The organism is Burkholderia sp. Bp8998 (assembly GCF_003854235.1).
Lineage (GTDB): Bacteria > Pseudomonadota > Gammaproteobacteria > Burkholderiales > Burkholderiaceae > Burkholderia.
Window position 1 is genome coordinate 130869 of sequence record NZ_QTQF01000012.1, and the last position, 19530, is coordinate 150398.

Consider the following 19530-nt stretch of genomic DNA (forward strand, 5'->3'; position numbering starts at 1 on the left):
TTCGCCGCATGTCGACTCCCGCCTCCTCCCTCGAAGCGCTACGCACGCTGCCCGCGCGGCGCCCGGCCGTACGCTGGGCACTGCGCGTGCTGCGCTGGGCGCTCACGCTCGCCGTCACGTTCGCGGGGCTGCTCGCGCTGACGTTCGTGATCGGTCGCAAGGTGCCGATCGATCCCGTGCTCGCGATCCTCGGCGATCGCGCGTCGGCCGAGGCGTACGCGGCCGAGCGCATCGCGCTGGGCCTCGACAAGCCGCTCGTCACGCAGTTCCTGATCTACGCGCGCGATGTGCTGCACGGCAATCTCGGCATGTCGCTGCTGACGTCGAACCCCGTGCTCGACGACATCAGGCGCGTGTTCCCCGCCACGCTCGAACTCGCGACGATCGCAACGCTGATCGGCATCGCGATCGGCGTGCCGCTCGGCGTCGCGGCCGCGGTGAAGCACAACCGGCCGATCGATCACATCGCGCGCTTCGTCGGCCTGATCGGCAATTCGGTGCCGGTGTTCTGGCTCGGGCTGATGGGGCTGCTGCTGTTCTACGCGCGGCTGCACTGGGTCGGCGGCCCCGGCCGGCTCGATCCCGTGTACGACGGGATGGTCGACCCGCGCACGGGCAGCCTGCTGATCGACTCGGCCCTCGCGGGCGAGTGGGACGTGTTCCGCAACGCGGTGTCGCACATCGCGCTGCCGGCCGCGATCCTCGGCTACTACTCGGTCGCGTACCTGAGCCGGATGACGCGCTCGTTCATGCTCGACCAGCTAAGCCAGGAATACATCGTCACCGCGCGCGCGAAGGGCCTGTCCGAGCGCCGCGTGATCTGGCGGCATGCGTTCGGCAACATCGCGGTGCCGCTGCTCACCGTGATCGCGCTGACCTACAGCAACCTGCTCGAAGGCTCGGTGCTGACCGAGATCGTGTTCGCGTGGCCGGGGCTCGGCTCGTACCTGACGGGCGCGCTGCTGAACGCCGACATGAACGCGGTGCTCGGCGCGACGCTCGTGATCGGCGCGATGTTCATCACCGTCAACCTGCTGACCGACGCGCTGTACCGCGTGTTCGATCCGCGTGCGCGCTGAGGGCCGCTACGACATGACCGCTTCCATCCTGCTTCATTCCCCATCCATGCCGAAGGCCGTCCGATCATGAATGCCGAGCGTCTCACGCTGCGCGCGTGGCTGCTTTCCGATGCGCCCGCGTCGCGCGCGCAGGCCGCGTTCGGCCTTGCGTACCGCCGCTGGCGCCGCTTCGCCGCCAATCCGCTCAACCTGTTCGGGCTCGCGATCCTGGTCGCGCTGATCGTCGTGGCGATCATCGGCCCGCTGATCATGCCGCACGATCCGCTGCGCCAGGTGCTGTCCGACCGCCTGCTGCCGCCCGGCTCGCCGTCGCACTGGCTCGGCACCGACCAGCTCGGCCGCGACATCCTCTCGCGGCTGATCGAGGGCTCGCGCCTCACGCTCGGCATCGCGCTGCTCGTGGTGGTGATCGTCGTGCCGATCGGCCTACTGATCGGTACGACGGCCGGCTATTGCGGCGGCTTCGTCGACAGCGTGCTGATGCGCATCACCGACATCGCGCTCGCGTTCCCGAAGATCGTGCTCGCGCTCGCGTTCGCGGCCGCGCTCGGGCCCGGCGTGATCAACGCGGTCGTCGCGATCTCGATCACCGCGTGGCCCGCGTATGCGCGGCTCGCACGCGCCGAAACGATCCGCATCGCGCAGGCCGACTATATCCATGCCGCGCGGCTGCAAGGCGCGTCCGGCCCACGCATCCTGCTGCGCTACATCATGCCGCTGTGCATGTCCTCGGTGATCGTGCGCGCGACACTCGACATGGCTGGCATCATCCTCACCGTCGCGGGCCTCGGCTTTCTCGGCCTCGGCGCGCAGCCGCCGAGCCCCGAGTGGGGTTTCATGGTGGCATCCGGCCGCAACGTGCTGCTCGACGCGTGGTGGGTCGCGACGCTGCCCGGCATCGCGATCCTGCTCGTGAGCCTCGCGTTCAACTTGCTCGGCGACGGGCTGCGCGACGTCTTCGATCCGCGTCATGGAGCGTGACATGCCACTGAAATCCGTCAACGCACCCGCGCCGCTCTGCGAGATCGACGGCCTGAAGATCGGGTTTCGCGGACACGACGGCGTCGTGACCGACGCGGTGCGCGACCTGTCGCTGACGCTCGCGCCCGGCGAACGGCTCGGCATCGTCGGCGAATCGGGCTCGGGCAAATCGCTGACGGGCCGCGCGCTGCTCGGCCTGCTGCCCGAAGCCGCACGCGTGTCGGCCCGCACGATGCGCTTCGCGGGCCACGACCTGCTCGCGATGTCGGCGAGCGAACGCCGGCGCCTGTGCGGCAGCCAGATGGGGATGATCCTGCAGGATCCGAAATATTCGCTGAACCCGGTGATGACGGTCGCGAAGCAGATGGCTGAAGCATTCCGGCTGCACGAGCCGGGGCTGCGCGGACGTGCGCTGCGCGAGCGGATCGTCGATGCGCTCGCGGCCGTGCAGATCCGCGACCCGGCGCGCGTCGCCGATGCGTATCCGCACGAGTTGTCGGGCGGCATGGGGCAGCGCGTGATGATCGCGATGATGGTGTCGACCGGCCCGCGCCTGCTGATCGCCGACGAACCGACCTCCGCGCTCGACGTTGCGGTATCGATGCAGGTGCTCGCGGTGCTCGACGCGATGATCGCACGGCACGGCACGGGGCTGATGTTCATCAGCCACGACCTGCCGCTCGTGATGTCATTCTGCGATCGCGTCGCGGTGATGTACGCGGGCCGCGTCGTCGAGACCTGCGCCGCGCGCGACCTGTGCAATGCCACGCATCCGTACACGCGCGGGCTGCTCGCGGCGAATCCGCCGCTCGCGAACCCGCCCGACGAACTGCCGGTGCTGCGGCGCGATCCGGCGTGGCTCGACGCTGTCTCGCCGGCAAGCGCCCCGCTGGCACAACAGGAGTCCGCACGATGATCGACGTCGATCACGCCTCGATCCGTTTTCCGACCCGCACGGGCCATGTCGACGCCATACGTGATGCGAGCTTCGCGGTGCGCGACGGCGAGGTGTTCGGGCTCGTCGGCGAATCGGGCTCCGGCAAGTCGACGCTGCTGCGTGCGCTGACCGGCCTCGTGCCGCTCGCGGGCGGCAGCCTGTCGATCGACGGCCGGCCGGTCGGCGGCAGGCCCGACCGCGCATTCCGCCGCCATGTGCAGATGGTGTTCCAGGATCCGTACGCATCGCTGCATCCGCGCTTCACGGTCGACCAGACGCTGCGCGAGCCGCTGTCGATTCACCGGATCGATGATGCCGACGCGCGCATCGCCCGCGCGCTGTCCGAGGTCGGGCTCGGCCCGACGTTCCGCTTCCGCTACCCGCACCAGCTGTCGGGCGGCCAGCGCCAGCGTGTCGCGATCGCGCGCGCGCTGATCGTCGAGCCACGCGTGCTGCTGCTCGACGAGCCGACCTCCGCGCTCGACGTGTCGGTGCAGGCCGAAATCCTGAATCTGCTGCGCCGCCTGCATCGCGAGCGCAACCTGACGATGATCCTCGTGAGCCACAACCTCGCGGTGATCGGCTTCCTGTGCCAGCGCGTCGCGGTGATGCAGCATGGCGAGATCGTCGAGCAGTTGCGGATCGAGGACGTGCGCGCCGGACAGGTCTCACGCGACTACACGCGCACGCTGCTGCGCGCGACCGAAGGCTATCGCCGCCTCGATCCGGCAATCGACGCGCCGGCGGCCTGACACGCCGCGCGGATGATATTGAGGCCGCGCGCTCGCGCGAGCCTTCCTGGGACGACGTGATTGCGCGGCACGGCGCGCCGCACGTGCTCGCCCGCCACCCGCCCGTTATTTCAATTCCAGTCCGCTTCGAATGGCGCGACCGATATACCCGGCCCCCGATCGATTCTCGATAGTGGGGCCTGAGCGCTCGCCGTTCATCTGCCGCCCCCCACGCCGCTACCCGCCTGAATGCCGATCCCGGCAAATATCCAATTTAGTACTTGTCCTATTAGAAACAAATACCACTTCGTACTCATCGCATTACAAATTCATTACGCGACATCCATAATTTCAACCGAAACGCGCCATTCGAATATTTAAATTCAATTTGCGCTTTCTAAAACCGACGTTTATCTGGAGATTTAAATATGAGCATCATCAAGCGCAGCGCAATTCCCTTCCTGCTCGTCGCCGCGAGTGCAGCCGTTTCGTCCGCGGCCTACGCGGCGGACGGCACCGTCGAATTCCGCGGCAACGTCATCGCGTCGACGTGCAGCGTCGACGGCGGATCGGATCTCATCGTCCCGCTGCCGCCGGTCAGCACCACCGCGCTCGCCGATGTCGGCTCCGTCGCCGGTCGCAGCGCGTTCTCGCTGGCGCTCACGGGCTGCGCGGTCGGCGATGGCAATCCGGTGAAGGTCGGCGTCATGTTCGAGAACGGCACGAACGTCGATCAGTCGAGCGGCCGCTTGACGATCGACACGGGCACCAAGGCCGCCGAAGGCGTCCAGATCAACGTGCTGGATTCGCAGCAGAAGCTGATTCCGGTCGGCGCGCAAACCGGTGCGAACACCGAGATGGTCGCCATCGACGACGACGGCAAGGCGAAGCTGAACTACTTCGCCGAATACTACGCCTCGGGCGCCGTGAAGGCCGGCGACGTCCAGTCGCGTGTCGAATACTCGCTGATCTACCAGTAAGGACGAGGCATCGAGGTCGCCGCCCCGGCGATCTCCACGTGTCACGCCGTGCGGCGCGGAAACCGCCGCATCCGCCCGCTCCCTGCCCCAACGATCCGAGTCCGAACGCCCATGAAACTGTTGAAGCTCTTCCGTACGCTGACCCTCGCCGTCGCCGCATTCGCGTCGCAGGCCGACGCGAGTGTCGTGATCGCCGGCACGCGCGTGATCTTCCCGTCCAGCGAGCGCGAAGTCACGATCCAGCTCACGAACGACAGCAAGCGTCCGGCGCTGGTGCAGGCCTGGCTCGACGATGGCGACAGCCGCGCGCTGCCCGAGAACATCGACGTGCCGTTCACGCTGACGCCGTCGGTCTTCCGCATGGAAGCCGGCAACGGCCAGACGCTGCGGCTCGTGCATACCGGCGAACCGCTTCCTGCCGACCGCGAATCGCTGTTCTGGCTGAACGTCCTCGAAGTGCCGCCGAAGGCGGCCGCGACAGAAGACCGCAACCGCATCCAGCTGGCGTTCCGCTCGCGCATCAAGATCATGTATCGCCCCGCCGGGCTGGCCGGCAATGTCGACGACGCGCCCATGCAGCTCGACTGGCGCGTGGTTCGCGTCGACGGCGGCTACGCGCTCGAGGCCAGCAATCCGACGCCGTTCATCGTCAATTTCGGCAACGTGCTGCTGAAGTCGGCCGGCCGCAAGCATGACGCCGGCATGGGTTACGTGCTGCCGCGCGGCACGCAACGGTTCCCGATCAAGGATCTCGCCGGCGCGCCCGCCGCGGGTGCAACCGTCGAATTCGGCAGCATCAACGACTGGGGGCGTGCGACCGACATCGAACGTCCGGTCAGCGTCGAACCGTAACGCGACCCAGGCCCGCGGCGCGTCTCCACGGCGCGCGCCGTGCGCGCCGCCTCTTTCGTCCGACGCCACTTCGGCCGTCCCGGCCAGCCCGCACGGACACCCCGGAATTGCCACTCACCGCCGCAACGCAGCGCGCGTCCGCACGCCTGCGCCGGCCCAACGCGCCCGCTCGCCCCGAAACTTTCTGGAGTATTGCGCATGACCCCGACTCGACTGCCGCACCGCGGCGCGGCCGACCTGCCGCGCGTCAAGCCGATCCATCTGCTGGTGGCGGCCTGCGTGGCCGCGTGGTCCGCCGATGGCCGCGCGACGACACCGGCTGCAGCCGACGGCTCGCTCGCGCAAGTCGAGTTCGACGGCGCGTTCATGCAGAATCGCCTGGGCAGGGATTTCGACGTGTCGCGCTTCGCCCGGCGCAACGTGACGGCCCCGGGCGTGTACACCGCCGACGTGCATGTCGGCCCTGACTGGATCGGCCGCTACGACGTGCGCTTCGTGGCCGCGCCGGATTCGGGCGACGCGCGTCCGTGCTTCGACCGCACGCTGCTCGAGCGCGTCGGCGTCGATTTCGGCAAGCTCGCGCCGGACGTCGTCGCACGACTGGACGGCGACGACGCATGCCTGCGACTCGACGAAGTCGTCCCGGGCGCCAGTGCGGCATTCGACTTCACGCGACAGACGCTGAGGTTGTCGATCCCGCAGGCGTCGCTCGCGCGCAAGGCACGCGGCTACGTGAGCCCCGATCAATGGACCTCCGGCGAAACCGTCGGTCTGCTCGGCTACAACTTCAATCTCTACACGTCGAAGGCCAGCGGCCACACCGCGCAGACGCAAGGCTATCTCGGCCTGAACGGCGGCGTGAATATCGGCACCTGGCGCTTTCGCCATGAAGGGTCCTATTCCTGGTCGTCGCGCGGCGAGAGCCGGTACCAGGGCCTCGCGACCTATCTGCAGCGCGACCTGCCGTCGCTGTCGTCGCAACTCGTCATCGGCGAAAGCTACACGTCGGGCGAATTGTTCGACTCGACGCAGTTCCGCGGCGTGCGCCTGTCGACGGACGACCGGATGCTGCCCGACTCGCTGCGCGGTTACGCGCCGGTGGTGCGCGGCATCGCGAACAGCAATGCGAAGGTGACGATCCGCCAGAACGACGTCACGATCTACGAGACGACGGTCGCGCCCGGCAATTTCGAAATCGACGACCTGTACCCGACCGGATATGGCGGCGACCTGCAGGTGTCGGTGACCGAAGCCGACGGCTCCGTGCACACGTTCTCCGTGCCCTACGCCGCCGTGCCGATGTCGCTGCGGCCCGGCATCGGCCGCTACAGCTTCGTCGCGGGCACGCTGCGCAATCCTCACGGCTCGAGCCAGCCGCTGTTCACGCAGGCCACCTACCAGCGCGGCCTGACCAACCTGCTGACGGGCTATGGCGGTGTCACGCTCGCCGGCGGCTACGTGTCGGCGATGCTGGGCGGCGCGTTCAACACGTCGTTCGGCGCGTTCGGCGCGGACGTCACGCATGCGCTGACCGCGATCCCGGGCGCGAAGCGCTACAGCGGTTCGAGCGTGCGCGTCAGCTATGCGAAGTCGGTCGATGCGACCGGCACCGACATCGCACTCGCCGCGTATCGTTATTCGACGGACGGCTATTTCGGCCTCGACGACGCGATGCAGGCACGCGACGCCGCGCGCAACGGCCGCTCGACCCACGCGGTCTGGCGTCAGCGCCATCGCGCGTCGCTGGCGCTCACGCAGCGCCTCGGCGCGACCGGCGGGCGCATCAATGCCACGGCATCGGCCGTCAACTACTGGAACCGCCCCGGCTCTGACATCAACTACTCGGTCGGTTATACGAACCAGTTCCGCAACGTGTCCTACAGCCTGACGGCCACGCGGCAGCGCAATGCCGGCGGTGACATGAGCACGCTCTATTACGCCAGCGTCACGATCCCGTTCGGCCGCGAGCGCCCGATGACCGTCTCGGGCAACGTGTCGCGCGACACGCTTGGCCGCACCCGCGTGCAGTCGACGCTGTCCGGATCGCTGGGCGACGACCACGCGCTGTCGTACAGCGTGAGCGCGAACCACGCGTCCGGACCGAACGCGGTCACGGACGGCAGCGCCAACGTCACGTACCGCACGCGCCTGGCGGAAGTCAGCGCCAGCGCGGGCGCGAGCACGGACTTCCAGCAAGGCTCGCTCGGTGTGCGCGGCGCGCTGGTCGCGCACCGCGGCGGCATCACGTTCTCGCAGCCGGTATCCGAGACGTTCGCGATCGTCGAGGCGCCGGGCGCGGCTGGCGCGCGCATCACGAACGCGGCGGGCGTCAAGGTCGACGGCAACGGCTACGCGGTCGTGCCGTACCTGGCGCCTTACAGCCTCAATACGATCGCGCTCGATCCGAAGGGCATCTCGATGGACGTCGAACTGAAGGAAACCAGCCGGCAGGTCGCACCGCGCGCCGGTTCGGTGCCGCTCATCCGGTTCGCGACCGACACCGGCCGCGCGGCGCTCGTCCAGGCGCGCCAGGCAGACGGCACGCCGCTGCCGTTCGGCGCCACCGTGCATGACGAGACCGGCAAGGAAGTCGGCGTCGTCGGCCAGGCGAGCAAGATCTTCGCGCGCGGGCTCGCCGACCGCGGTTCGCTGACGGTTCAATGGGGTGCCGACCTCCGTTCGGTCTGTCGAATCGCATACGAGCTGCCCGTCGCGGAACGTCGCAGGCAATCGTCGGGCATTCAGACCATCCAGAGCCGCTGCCAGCCCGACTCGACGACCGCCGGCACTCAATAAGGAATCCAAATGTTCAATTTCAATTCATCGTCCGCATCGACCCGAATGACGAGCCTGGCAGGTCTGACATACCACGCACGCGGCGGCATTGCCCGACACTGCGCCCGCATGATCGCGGCTGCCTCGGGGGTTCTGCTCGCCTGCGTCGCGTTCGCGACCGATGCGACCGCCGGCTCCGCCCTCTATGCGTTCGGGCAGGCAACCATTACCAGCCCCGGAAACGCCACGCCGGGCGTGGTCGTCGGGCGCTATTACTTCACACCGCAGGACGTTTGCGGCGCGAGCACCTGCCAGATCACGAGCATCTCGATGTACCCGAAGGGCAGTTTTTCGCCCTCCGACGGCCCCGACCTCGAAACCAACGTGTCCGGCCTGTCGACGCGCATGATCATCGACGGCAACGTCGCCGTCTCGTCGACGAAGACGACACTGCGCAACTCGGTCGAAATCATGCTGTTTCGCGATAGCCGGCAGCCGCAGGACGGGTCGCTCAATTCCGGCTCGCTCAGCGCCTATTACACGATCCGTTTCAAGTCCGGCCTTTTCGGCGACTCGTCCATGGTCTACCTCGCCGCGAAGGTCAGCTTCATCAACGGAACCTGCTCGATTTCCGACCAGACCGTCACGCTGCCGCCGGTGCAGCACCATGTGTTCAACGGCGTCGGCTCGACCGCCGGCGCGACGGATTTCCGGGTGCAGTTGAAAAACTGCCCGGCCGGCTACAACCGGATCGGCTATCAGTTGGCCCCGCTGGACGACGTGGTCACCGGCACGCCCGGCGGGATGCAGTTGCGCCCGGATGCTTCGGCCACCGGCATCGGCATCCAGATCGCCGACCCCGCGACCGGCCAGCCGCTGCCGCTGCGGCAGTCGCACACCGTGACGGGCTACAACCGGGCCACCGGCGGATCGCCGTCGATCCAGCTCCGCGCGTCCTACCTTCAAACGGGCGCGAAGGTCGGCGGCGGTTCGGTTCACGCCGCGGCGCAGGTCCTGCTCGACTACCAATGAATGACGTCGGCGCGCGCCTCGGCGCGACCTGACACTGGCGTGACGTGGCGGCGTGCGATACTCGGCACGCCGCGCGCCGGTTCGCCGCCGCAGGGAACCCCGGCGCGTCGCGCGAGTCCATCTCCTTTCGTCAACAGCTCAACAGCAATAGGGAGGCGTTCATGCTGCAATTCATCGAAACCCTGGTCGTCGGGCTCATCGTCGGCCTCCTCGCCCGTGCGCTCAAGCCCGGCGACGACAAGATGGGCATCCTGATGACCGTCGTACTCGGCGTCGTCGGCTCGCTCGTCGCAGGCTATGTCGGCCGTGCGGCCGGCTGGTATGCACCGGGCCAGGGCGCGGGCTGGATCGCGTCGATCATCGGCGCGATCGTGCTGCTCGTGATCGTCGGCGCGGTGCGCAAGCGCGCGGGTTGATCCGCCGTCACACCGCTCCACGGCAAACGGCCGCTCGTCGCACGAGCGGCCGTTTTCTTTTGTGCACCGTCATTCACCTGCGCACCGCTGCAGCGACTCGTCAATTCGTTGACTTCACAACGACATTCTGAACGAGCCGTGCCGGACGACTGCATGTCCGTTGCACCTGCCACACCGGCATTACCCTGACTTGCTATCTCGCAAATCCGGCCTAAATTGATTCTGGAAAGGCCGCGCTATTTGCTTATATCCAATATTTACGATTTTCCATTCAAGGGACTCGATGGATTTGCCGTTTACGCATACAGCACCGCAGCGTTGACGGACTGCCATTCGAGCGGCCTCGCTGCGACGCGCTTCCTCTCTGGAGCCTGTCATGAAGCATCGCCTGTTTGCCACCTCGTTTGCCCTGGCTGCCTCGCTTCTGGCCTCGTCCTCTTCATTTGCCGCCGGCACGTCCGGCATCATCCACTTCACCGGCATGATCGTCGAGCCGCCGTGCTCGTTCGCGCTCGACACGGCCGACGCCGTGCATGCGCGCGTGCGCCCCGACTGCCCGCGCCCGGCGAGCGGGCAAGTCGCGTTCGTCGACGCGGCCAGCCTGCGCACGCTCCAGACCACGACCTTTACGCAAGCGTCGCGCGCAATCGTTTTACCTGACCGTCCGGGCAACGCACATGCGCCGATGATCGCCGTCGTGACGTACCAGTAAGGCACGCCGCCGGCCTCGCGCGTCAGTCGCGATGGCTGGCGATCCAGTCGCTGAACGCGCGGATCTTCTGCTGGCTGCCGATGTTCTCGGGATAGACGAAGAAATAGCGGGCGCCGGTCTCGAGCACGATGTCGAACGGCCGTTCGAGCCGGCGCGCACTGACGTCGTCGTCGACGAGCGTCACGTCGCCGATCGCGACGCCGAAGCCCTGCATCGCCGCATTCGTCGCGAGATCGAGCGTGTCGAAGGTCGGCCCGCGCTCCGCGTCGACGGCACGCTCGCCCGCGTGATCGAGCCACGCGCGCCAGTCGCGATGGTCGCGCGTCGGATGCAGCAGCGTATGGCGCGCGAGATCGCCGACCGCATCGAGCGGCACCGTATGCCGCAACTCGGGTGCGCACACCGGCGTCAGCCGCTCGTCGAACAGCGGCAGCGCGAACACGCCCGCGCCCGGCGACGTGCCGTAGACGATCGCCGCATCGAACGGTTCGCTCGAGAAATCGACGACGTGCTGCCACGCGGTCGTGATCTGCACATGGAGATCGGGATGCTCGCCCTGGAAGCGCATGATGCGCGGCAGCATCCAGCGCATCACGCAAGTCGGCACCTTCAGCGCGAGATCGGTGCGCTGCCGCGTGAGCTTCATCGAGATGTCCTCGATCCGCGCGAAGCTCTCGTCGACCACCGGCAGCAATTGCTCGCCTTCCGCCGTCAGCGTGAGGCCCTTCGCGTGCCGCTTGAACAACGGAAAACCGTAATGCGCCTCGAGCGTCTGGATCTGCCGGCTCACCGCGCCCTGCGTGAGGCACAGCTGCTCGGCCGCGCGCGTGAAGCTGCGGTGGCGGGCCACCGTCGAGAAGATCTGCAGCGCGTGCAGGGGCGGAAGTCGGCGCATGACGAAGCGGGTAAACGGTTCGACCGCGCCGAACGACGGCGCGGCAAGAACGTGCGCCGACACCGGCGCGCGCTGACCGACACGATAAGCCAAACGCCGGCTTTACGCGAGGTGCGGCGGACGCTCAGGCCGATGCGGCAAATGCGCTCGTCGCGATGCGCGCCGCCGATGCGACGACGTCCTCGCGTGCCGCCGCATCCGCACGCGGCTGCGTAAACGACACGGCCAGCACGATCGGCGCGCGCGCCGGCGGCCACAGCACCGCAACGTCGGTCGTCGTGCCGTAGCCGCCGGTGCCGGCTTTGTCCGCGATGCGCCAGCCGGGCGGCACGCCGGCCGCGATCCCGGTCGCGCCGCGCGCGCCGCCGGTCATCCATTCGGTGAGCTGCGCACGCTGCGGTTCGCGCAGCGTATCGCCGAGCAGCAGCCGCTGCACCATGTCGGCCATCGCGACCGGCGTCGACGTATCGCGTTCGTCGCCGGGCGCGGCCTGGTTCAGCTCGGGTTCCCAGCGGTCCAGCCGGAACGCCGTGTCACCGCTTTCGTGCGCGAACGACGTGACGGCCTGCGGACCGCCGAGCACGCCCATCAGCAGGTTCCCCGCGCCCTTGTCGCCCGACTGCAGCATCGCCGTGCAGAGCTGCGCGATCGTCATCCCCGTGTCGACATGGCTTTCCGTCACCGGCGAGCCGGCCACGACCTCATAGCGGCGATACAGGATGCGGCGCGGCAGCAGCGATTCGTCGAGCGAACCGCGCGCGAGGATCGCGGCCGCGGCAACGACCGCATAAGTGCCGCACAGCGGGAAGCGCTCGCGCGCGTGATGCGCGATGCGCGTGCCGTTCGACGTATCGAGTGCGGCGACACCGAGCCGGCCGTTCGATGCCTTTTCGAGCGCGGCGAGTTCGGCCTGGGCGGCACGGGCGCGTGTCTGGTCGGCGACGGGCGCCGACGAGCACGCGGCGACGAACGGCGCGGCAAGGGCGGCGAGCAACAGCGAGCGGCGTGTCGGAGAATGTTCCATGGATGAAGGGCGTTCTGTCGGAAACGGTGGCGCGAGCAACGCACGCGCACATCGACGATGCGCGCGCGTTCACGCCGACGGCCGGCTCGCGACGGCATACGCCGCGCATCCCCGAAGACGTCCGTCGGCCCCGCATGCGGCGGGACTCGCATGAACAGACCCTAGCGTAGCAGCGACCGCGGCCGCGTTCCAGCGGCGCGGCCCGTGTCAGCCTTGCGACGAAGGCAGGTACGGCATCGGATTGACGGGCTTGCCGTCGCGCCGCACTTCGAACAGCAGCGCGACACGCGAGTTGTCGAGGTCGCCCATCTCCGCGATCTCGTCGCCCTGGCGCACGATGTCGCCGGTCTTCACGAGCAGCTTGCGGTTGTGCGCATAGGCCGTGAGGAAATCCGCGTTGTGCTGGACGATGATCAAGGTGCCGTAATCGTTCAGGCCGGTGCCCGCGTACATCACGCGGCCGTCGGCCGCCGCGCGAACCGGATCGCCCGGCCGGCCGGCGATCTGGATACCGCGGTTCTGCCCGGGCCGGAACGCGTCGACGATCTTGCCGTGCGCGGGCCACGAGAGCGCCACCGCGCCCGCATGCCGCCTGGTTTCCTTCACGACCTGCCGGTCGTTCGCCGTCGACGCACTCGCCTGCGCGGCGCCCGCCGCACTGCTCGCGGCGACCGGCGCGGCCGCCGGTGGGTTGCCGCTCGTGCCCGGCGCCGGCAACGGCTGCTGCCGGACGATGCGCAGCACCTGCCCCATGCGGAGCTTGCCGCGCGCGTCGAGCCTGTTCCACGTACGCAGGTCGGCGACGCTGCAGTCGTTCGCGGACGCGATGCCCGACAGCGTGTCGCCGCGTTTCACCACGTACTTCTGCGCGACGAGAATGGGCGCCGGCGGCACCACGGGCGTGGCCGCCGGCACGGCGGCGGGCTGGCCCGACGGCGCCCCCGCCAGCGTGTCGCTCGGCGGAACGGACTGCGTGCCGGCACAACCGGCCATGACGAGCACGGCGGCCAGGCCGGACAGCCACGCCGACTTGCGGCAAATCTCGCGCAGTTTCATGGACGATCGACTCCGGTTTGACAATCTTTCAAGCATCTCAAAAACGGGACGGCCGACGTGTAACCGGATGCAAACAATGATGACAAACGATCACGAGCCGGGCGCCGGCAGACGCTTGTTACCGGTAATACGGTCGAATTCGGAAAAACTTGACGGTATCTGGCGGGCGGTGCGGAAAAAATTCCGTGACACGCCATTATTTCGAATTGCTTTCACCGCACGACTGGCCGCGCCGGCCGCCCGCTCAACGCAGCCAGTCGACCAGCTCCGCGCAGGCCCACGCGACGCCGATGCACAGGAACAGCACGTGCAGCGCGATCCTGAACGACACACCCCACGACGAATCGACCCGCATGACAGTCTCCCCCGGTTGATATGCGGCCATGATCCGGCATCGATCCCGCCCCGAAAATGCGGAACCGGCGAACGGGGTCTCAGGCCCAGCCTGAGACCGGCGCGGCGGTTCCTGCTAACTTATCGGCCATACCAAATCTTCCACGCCCCCACCCACCATGCGCTTCGACCTGACCGACCTGCGGCTCTTCCTGAACATCTGCGAGGCCGGTACGATCACCGGCGGCGCCGAGCGAACCCACATCACGCTGCAGGCCGCGAGCGAGCGCATCCGCGGGATGGAGGACGAGCTCGGCGTGCCGCTGCTGCACCGGACCAAGTCGGGCGCGCAGGTGACCGACGCGGGCCGCGCGCTCGAGCACCACGCACGCACGGTGCTCCAGCAGATCGACCACATGCGCGGCGAACTGCAGCAATACGGCCAGGGGCTGCGCGGACACGTCCGGCTGCTGTGCAACACGGCGTCGCTGAGCGAATACCTGCCCGACGCGCTTGCCGCGTATCTGCCGCATCATCCGAAACTGTCGATCAGCGTCGAGGAACGCTCGAGCCAGGAAATCGTGCATGCGATCCGCAACAAGACGGCCGAGGTCGGCATCGTCGCCGATTCGGTCGGGCTCGGCGGGCTCGAGCAGAAGCCGTTCCGCGAGGACTGGCTGATCGCGGTCGTGCCGGCCGGGCATCCGCTCGCCGCGCGCGACAAGGTCGCGTTCGACGAGATCGCCGACGCGGACTTCATCGGGCTGACCGACGGCAGCGCACTGCAGGTCCATCTCGCGGACCAGGCGCGTGCGCTCGGCAAGCGGATCCGCTACCGTGTGCAGCTGAAGAGTTTCGATGCGATCTGCCGCGTGATCGAAAGCGGCGTGGGGATCGGCATCGTGTCGCGCCATGCGGCCGAACGCGCGATGCAGACGATGGACGTGCGGCTCGTCGAGCTGTCCGACGCGTGGAGTCACCGCAAGCTGACGCTCTGCGCGCGATCGTTCGATGCGCTGCCGAAGTACACGCAGGCATTCGTGTCGTACCTGTCGGGCGACATGCCGCCGCACTGAACGCCGCGTGCCCCCGCAACCGCCGGGGCGATACACGAGGAGAAACCGCCGCCATGACCGAACCCGACCTTGCCACGCACTACCGCGCCTATATCGACTGCCTGAACCGGCAGGACTGGCCGGCGCTCGGCCAGTACGTCGCCGACAACGTGATCCATAACGACCGGCCGCTCGGCCTCGCCGGTTACCGCGCGATGCTGGAGCAGGATTTTCGCGACATTCCGGACCTCCATTTCGAAATCCGGCTGCTCGTCTGCGAACCGCCGAGCATCGCATGCCGGCTGCGCTTCGCCTGTGCGCCGAAAGGGACGTTCATGGGACTCGCCGTGGACGGCACGCGCGTCACGTTCGCCGAGAACGTGTTCTACGAATTTCACGACGGCAGGATCCGCCAGGTCTGGTCGGTGATCGACAAGGCCGCGATCGAGGCACAGCTGTAACGACGCCGGCCGTCACGGCACTCACCGCAGTCCCGTCACGGCCATGTAGGCGCCGAGCGCGATCATCCCGACGAAGAAGCAGCGCTTGAACGCCTTCTCGCTCATCACGCGCCGCGCGTATTGCCCGCCGATCATCCCGGCGAGCGCCGGCACGAGCGCCAGCGCGGATACGCCGAGATCAACCGTCTGCAGCGCGCCCGTCACGTGCAACTGCAGGCCGAGCGCGATCGTCGACGCGGTAAACGACAGCCCGAGCGCCTGGATCAGGTCGTCCTTCGACAGGCGCAGCGCCTGCAGGTACGGCACGGCCGGCACGACGAACACGCCGGTCGCGGCCGTCACGACGCCCGTCAGGTAGCCGACCGCGGCCGACAGCCACGTTTCGTGACGGCCCGGCGCGGGCAGCCGCGCGGCGGCGAGCCCCCAGCAGCCGTATGCGACCAGCACGATGCCGAGTGCCGCGTGGGTCCACGCGCTGCCGGCCGCGAGCGCCGGCAGCCCGCCCGTCAGCGTGCCGATCGCCAGCCCGGCGAGCAGCGGCCACAAGCGCCGCAGCAACGGCCCGAACGACGGGCCGAGCCACAACTGCCACACATTGGTGATGAACGACGGCACGAGCAGCAGGCTCGCCGCGGCCGACGGCGGCATCGCGAGCGTCAGCAGCCCCATCGAGATCGTCGGCAGCCCGAGGCCGATCATGCCCTTGACCGCCCCGGCCAGCAGAAAGACCAGCACGATGATCGTCAGCGTATGAACTTGCATGGAAGGCGTTCCGTCCGGTGATGACGGCGCCGATGGTGAACCACCGTCACGCCGCCCGCCATCTGGTTTTGCCTGAGGCTGGCTCGGGCTCGTCCGGCGGGCCCGTCACCTCATCGCTCCACCATGCTCTCAGTTCAGGCCCCGTGCGCCGGTCCCGTCCATGCTGGCTGTCGAGGCGCGCCATCCGGGTGGCCGGATCACGCTCGCCGGCAGCCGCCCCGGCGGGAACCGCCGTTTCGATGTCGACGGGATCATTGACCGTTAGTTGCGAAATAGAGAATCGCAGTGCGTCCTGAGCGTCGCCCGCGTATCTGGTGCGATACGGCACGCCGCGCTCGCCGGATGATTTGCCCGACCACGTCGCGGTCGGCTATTTCTCGAGTCGCACGGGCCGCGAGCTGGACTGGGAATATGTGGACATGGATTCGGGCGCGCTGCAAACCGTGAAGATGCGCAGCGTGGTCGCGGTGAACGGCTCGCACGCGTATCTCGCGTGCTGCATCGCGGGCCTCGGGCTGATCCAGGCGCCGCGCGACGGGCTCGCACCGGTGCTCGAGGACGGCTCGCTGGTCGAGGTGCTGCCGGAATGGCATGCCGCACCGCTGCCGGTGTCGGTCGTGTTTCCGAACAGCCGGCATCTGGCGCCGCGCGTGCGGATCGTCGTCGACTGGCTCGCGCACGCGCTCGACGACACCCACCGGGCGGAATGACGACAGCCGGCGCCGGGGCAACCCGCCCCGGACGCCGGCCGGTCAGCCCATCAGAACTTGTGGCGGATCGCGGCGCGCACCGCGAACTGGTTCGCCGACGACGACGGACCGTCCGTCCCGACCACGTAGCCGCCGTCGGCCGCGGTGCCCGTCTTGTCGCCGGCGACCTTCTGCCAGGCGCCCTGCAGATAGACGTCGGTGCGCTTGGACAGGCTGTAGTCGGCCATCAGCCCGACGGTGTGGTATTTCGGCTTGAACGAACCGGCCGCGGCGTCGAACTTGCCGTCCGTGAATACGTACTGCGCGCCGAGATAGAAATCGGGCGTGAGCTGGTACTTGCCATTGATCTCGAAGTTCTGGAACTTGGTTGCAGTCAGCCCGAGGCCCGAGAACGTCGACGCTGGCAGGTAGACGGTCGACACGGGGTTCTTCACGTCCGTCTTCGTATAGACGAAGCCGACCGTCGCCGGGCCGAACGAGTAGTTCACGCCGCCGCCGAAGATGCGCAGGCGGTCGGCGATGAAATTCGCATCGTCGGCCGCGATCGCGCCCGCGCTGCCGACACCCGGGCTGTTCGCCTGCAGATACGCAGCCGCGACCTGCAGCCCGGCGAGCGAATACTGCGCGCCGATGCTGTACTGGCGGTTGGTCGAGAAACCGGTGCTGTTGCTGAAGCTGTAGGTGCCGCCGAACGACAGCCCGTTCCAGTCGGGGCTCGCGTACTTGACCGTGTTGTTGACGCGGAACGAGTTGTCCGTGTTGTCGTTGTCGAACGGGTGCGAGAACAGCGTGCCGCCCCAGTTGCCGTTCGCGGTCAGCGGTGCGAGATAGTCGACGACGGAATCGTACTGGCGGCCGAAGGTCAGCGTGCCGAAGCGCGACGCGCTCAGTCCGACGAACGCCTGGCGGCCGAACATCCGGCCGCCCTGGTTGAGCCGGCCGTTGTTCACGTCGAAGCCGTTTTCCAGCGTGAAGATCGCCTTCAGCCCGCCGCCCAGGTCCTCGCTGCCCTTCAGGCCCCAGCGGCTGCCCTGCGCATAGCCGCTCGCGAGCTGGTAATTCGCTTTCCCGACCCCATTCACGTTCACGTTGTTCGTGTAGTTGAAGCCCTCGTCGATGAGGCCGTACAACGTCACGCTGTCCTGCGCGAAGGCCGGCGCGGCAAAAGCGGCCAGCGCGGCGGCAAAAATGACGTTCTTCTTCATGACGGTTCTCCGGAGCCGGGTGCCGGGCAGCCGTTCGCCCGGCGATTGTTTGGTCTGTTTTTTTAGGGGTGGCCCGCAGGGCGGACTGCGCGGTGTGCGGCCGCGAGGACAAAATGGTGTCACGTCGCAAACCGCCCGTCTATCGGGGCGTGGGCGCGGTGCGCAAAGCGTTGCGCTGGTCCAACTGCCCCGTTCGTCCGAGTGCCTCATCAGGCTTGTCGGCAACGACTGGCCGGCCCGCCATCCGCGTAAACCCGAGCCGCGTCGCATCGGTGGCACAATGCGCATCCGTTCGTCATTTCTTCACGAAGTCATGCTTCACCCCGATTCATGCGCGGCGGGTGCCGGCCGCGCACGCGGCGCGCGCCGGGAGGCAGCCCGATGACCGCCGCCGCCCGGGCCGGCCGCTACGCCGAGCTCGATTTCTTCCGCGGCCTCGTGCTGCTGGTGATCGTCGTCGACCATATCGGCGGCAGCATCCTGTCGCGCGTGACGCTGCATGCGTACGCGCTGTGCGATGCGGCCGAGGTGTTCGTGTTCCTCGGCGGCTTCGCGACCGCCATCGCGTACAACTCGCTCGCCGAGCGCCACGACGAGGCCGCCGCGCGCCAGCGTTTCATCCGCCGCGCGTTCGAGATCTATCGGGCGTTCCTCGTGACGGCCGGCCTGATGCTGCTGATCACCGCCGTGCTGAACGCGTTCTCGATCGACGGCCCGAACCTGCCGACCAACGATCTCGACGGCCTGCTCCAGAAGCCGCTCGCCGCGCTGCGCGACATCCTGCTGTTCCGCCGCCAGCCGTATCTCGCGTCGGTGCTGCCGATGTATGCGTTCTTCGCGCTGCTGGTCCCGCTCGCGCTGCCGCTCGCACGCACGCAGCCGTGGCTGATGCTCGCGTTCAGCGGCTCGCTCTGGTACGCGGCGCCGCACATCGCGCGCTTCCTGCCGACCGTCGAAGGCGCGCCGTGGGACTTCAACCCGTTCGCGTGGCAATTCCTGTTCGTGCTCGGCGTGATCGCACGCTGCCAGCCCGTCTACCAGACGCTCGCGCCGAAGCCGCAGGGCTGGCTGCTGACGGCCGTGTCGCTCGCGATCGTCGCGGCCGGCGCGTACTACCGGCTGCGCATCGAGCCGTTCCCGACCGATCCGTCGATCAAGCAGAACCTCGGCGCGCTGCGGCTCGCGAACTTCCTCGCGATCGCGTGGCTCGCGGCCAAGCTCGTGCACCTCGGGTGGATGAAGAAGGTCGCGCACGCGATCCCGTGGATCGGCACGATCGGCCGCCAGGGGCTGCTGTGCTTCGTCGCCGGCACCGCCATCTCGCTCGCGGTCGACTCGCTGCTTTACCAGGCGACCGAAGGCTATCTGAACGTGCCGCTCGGCCTGGCCGCCGACGTCGTCGCGATGGGCCTGCTGTATCTCGTCGCGAAGCTCCATGCGCCGCTGGTGTCGCGGCTGTCGCTCCCGTTCCGTTCGCGGCGATGATGCGCCGCGCCGTCATGCGCCACTGCTACGATAGCGGGCGCCTCTCCTG

General features: G+C 68.1%; 18 protein-coding genes and 2 pseudogenes. 14 read left to right on the forward strand and 6 right to left on the reverse strand.

All coding sequences use genetic code 11. The annotated features are described in order from the left end of the window. Positions 1 to 8: 8 nt before the first annotated feature. The 10 genes from DIE06_RS14760 (at position 9) to DIE06_RS14805 (ending at position 10495) form a co-directional block, all read left to right on the forward strand. Positions 9 to 1079 (forward strand): ABC transporter permease, encoded by a 1071-nt coding sequence (locus DIE06_RS14760; protein WP_059533939.1) that lies wholly within the window; start codon positions 9 to 11, stop codon positions 1077 to 1079. Between the two features lie 66 nt (positions 1080 to 1145). After that, positions 1146 to 2060, forward strand: a complete 915-nt coding sequence (gene nikC, locus DIE06_RS14765) for a nickel transporter permease (protein ID WP_124662041.1) — start codon at positions 1146 to 1148, stop codon at positions 2058 to 2060. Between the two features lies 1 nt (position 2061). Then, positions 2062 to 2976, forward strand: coding sequence for an ABC transporter ATP-binding protein (locus DIE06_RS14770; protein ID WP_124662042.1), 915 nt, complete (start codon positions 2062 to 2064; stop codon positions 2974 to 2976). Further along, on the forward strand, positions 2973 to 3749 hold the full coding sequence (locus tag DIE06_RS14775) for an ABC transporter ATP-binding protein (RefSeq protein WP_124662043.1): 777 nt from the start codon (positions 2973 to 2975) through the stop codon (positions 3747 to 3749). Before DIE06_RS14770 ends, DIE06_RS14775 begins: the two co-directional genes overlap by 4 nt. Before the next feature lie 407 nt (positions 3750 to 4156). After that, complete coding sequence (locus tag DIE06_RS14780; RefSeq protein ID WP_124662044.1) at positions 4157 to 4708, forward strand: fimbrial protein; 552 nt, start codon at positions 4157 to 4159, stop codon at positions 4706 to 4708. Between the two features lie 111 nt (positions 4709 to 4819). Next, positions 4820 to 5560 (forward strand): molecular chaperone, encoded by a 741-nt coding sequence (locus DIE06_RS14785; protein ID WP_124662045.1) that lies wholly within the window; start codon positions 4820 to 4822, stop codon positions 5558 to 5560. Positions 5561 to 5758: 198 nt separating this feature from the next. Next, positions 5759 to 8356: a fimbria/pilus outer membrane usher protein gene (locus tag DIE06_RS14790; protein ID WP_124662046.1), complete on the forward strand. Its 2598-nt coding sequence runs from the start codon at positions 5759 to 5761 to the stop codon at positions 8354 to 8356. Positions 8357 to 8365: 9 nt separating this feature from the next. Continuing rightward, positions 8366 to 9367: a fimbrial protein gene (locus DIE06_RS14795; protein WP_124662047.1), complete on the forward strand. Its 1002-nt coding sequence runs from the start codon at positions 8366 to 8368 to the stop codon at positions 9365 to 9367. A 161-nt stretch (positions 9368 to 9528) separates the two neighbouring features. Further along, positions 9529 to 9783: a GlsB/YeaQ/YmgE family stress response membrane protein gene (locus DIE06_RS14800; RefSeq protein WP_057924918.1), complete on the forward strand. Its 255-nt coding sequence runs from the start codon at positions 9529 to 9531 to the stop codon at positions 9781 to 9783. A 376-nt stretch (positions 9784 to 10159) separates the two neighbouring features. Then, positions 10160 to 10495 carry a type 1 fimbrial protein gene (locus DIE06_RS14805; RefSeq protein ID WP_124662048.1) on the forward strand — a complete coding sequence of 112 codons (336 nt, stop codon included), beginning with the start codon at positions 10160 to 10162 and terminating at the stop codon, positions 10493 to 10495. Positions 10496 to 10517: 22 nt separating this feature from the next. On the opposite strand, the gene DIE06_RS14810 is transcribed toward DIE06_RS14805, so the two are convergent. From DIE06_RS14810 to DIE06_RS14820, 3 genes are all read right to left on the reverse strand, one after another. Further along, complete coding sequence (locus tag DIE06_RS14810; protein ID WP_124662072.1) at positions 10518 to 11390, reverse strand: LysR substrate-binding domain-containing protein; 873 nt, start codon at positions 11388 to 11390, stop codon at positions 10518 to 10520. A 124-nt stretch (positions 11391 to 11514) separates the two neighbouring features. Continuing rightward, positions 11515 to 12414, reverse strand: a complete 900-nt coding sequence (bla, locus tag DIE06_RS14815; RefSeq protein ID WP_124662049.1) for a class A beta-lactamase — start codon at positions 12412 to 12414, stop codon at positions 11515 to 11517. A gap of 207 nt (positions 12415 to 12621) precedes the next feature. After that, a complete protein-coding gene (locus DIE06_RS14820) occupies positions 12622 to 13470 on the reverse strand; it encodes a peptidoglycan DD-metalloendopeptidase family protein (protein ID WP_124662050.1) in 849 nt (282 codons plus the stop codon). 512 nt (positions 13471 to 13982) lie between these two features. Here DIE06_RS14820 and DIE06_RS14825 point away from each other — a divergent pair. After that, on the forward strand, positions 13983 to 14879 hold the full coding sequence (locus DIE06_RS14825) for a LysR substrate-binding domain-containing protein (RefSeq protein WP_124662051.1): 897 nt from the start codon (positions 13983 to 13985) through the stop codon (positions 14877 to 14879). A 53-nt stretch (positions 14880 to 14932) separates the two neighbouring features. Continuing rightward, the gene (locus tag DIE06_RS14830; protein WP_124662052.1) at positions 14933 to 15319 is read left to right on the forward strand and encodes an ester cyclase; all 387 of its coding nucleotides are present in this window, start codon (positions 14933 to 14935) and stop codon (positions 15317 to 15319) included. Between the two features lie 21 nt (positions 15320 to 15340). Here DIE06_RS14830 and DIE06_RS14835 read toward each other — a convergent pair whose 3' ends face one another. Both DIE06_RS14835 and DIE06_RS39010 read right to left on the reverse strand, forming a co-directional pair. Further along, positions 15341 to 16081, reverse strand: a complete 741-nt coding sequence (locus DIE06_RS14835; protein WP_124662053.1) for a sulfite exporter TauE/SafE family protein — start codon at positions 16079 to 16081, stop codon at positions 15341 to 15343. A gap of 154 nt (positions 16082 to 16235) precedes the next feature. Next, positions 16236 to 16376 (reverse strand): annotated as a pseudogene (locus DIE06_RS39010) (aldo/keto reductase); the annotation flags it as partial. 1 nt (position 16377) lies between these two features. On the opposite strand from DIE06_RS39010, the pseudogene DIE06_RS14845 reads away from it, so the two are divergent. Further along, positions 16378 to 16791, forward strand: a pseudogene (locus DIE06_RS14845) (LysR substrate-binding domain-containing protein); the annotation flags it as partial. A gap of 50 nt (positions 16792 to 16841) precedes the next feature. On the opposite strand, the gene DIE06_RS14850 reads toward DIE06_RS14845, so the two are convergent. Further along, the gene (locus DIE06_RS14850) at positions 16842 to 17996 is read right to left on the reverse strand and encodes a porin (protein ID WP_124662054.1); all 1155 of its coding nucleotides are present in this window, start codon (positions 17994 to 17996) and stop codon (positions 16842 to 16844) included. 381 nt (positions 17997 to 18377) lie between these two features. Here DIE06_RS14850 and DIE06_RS14855 point away from each other — a divergent pair, with 381 nt between their 5' ends. Further along, positions 18378 to 19481, forward strand: coding sequence for an OpgC domain-containing protein (locus tag DIE06_RS14855; RefSeq protein ID WP_124662055.1), 1104 nt, complete (start codon positions 18378 to 18380; stop codon positions 19479 to 19481). Positions 19482 to 19530 lie beyond the last annotated feature (49 nt).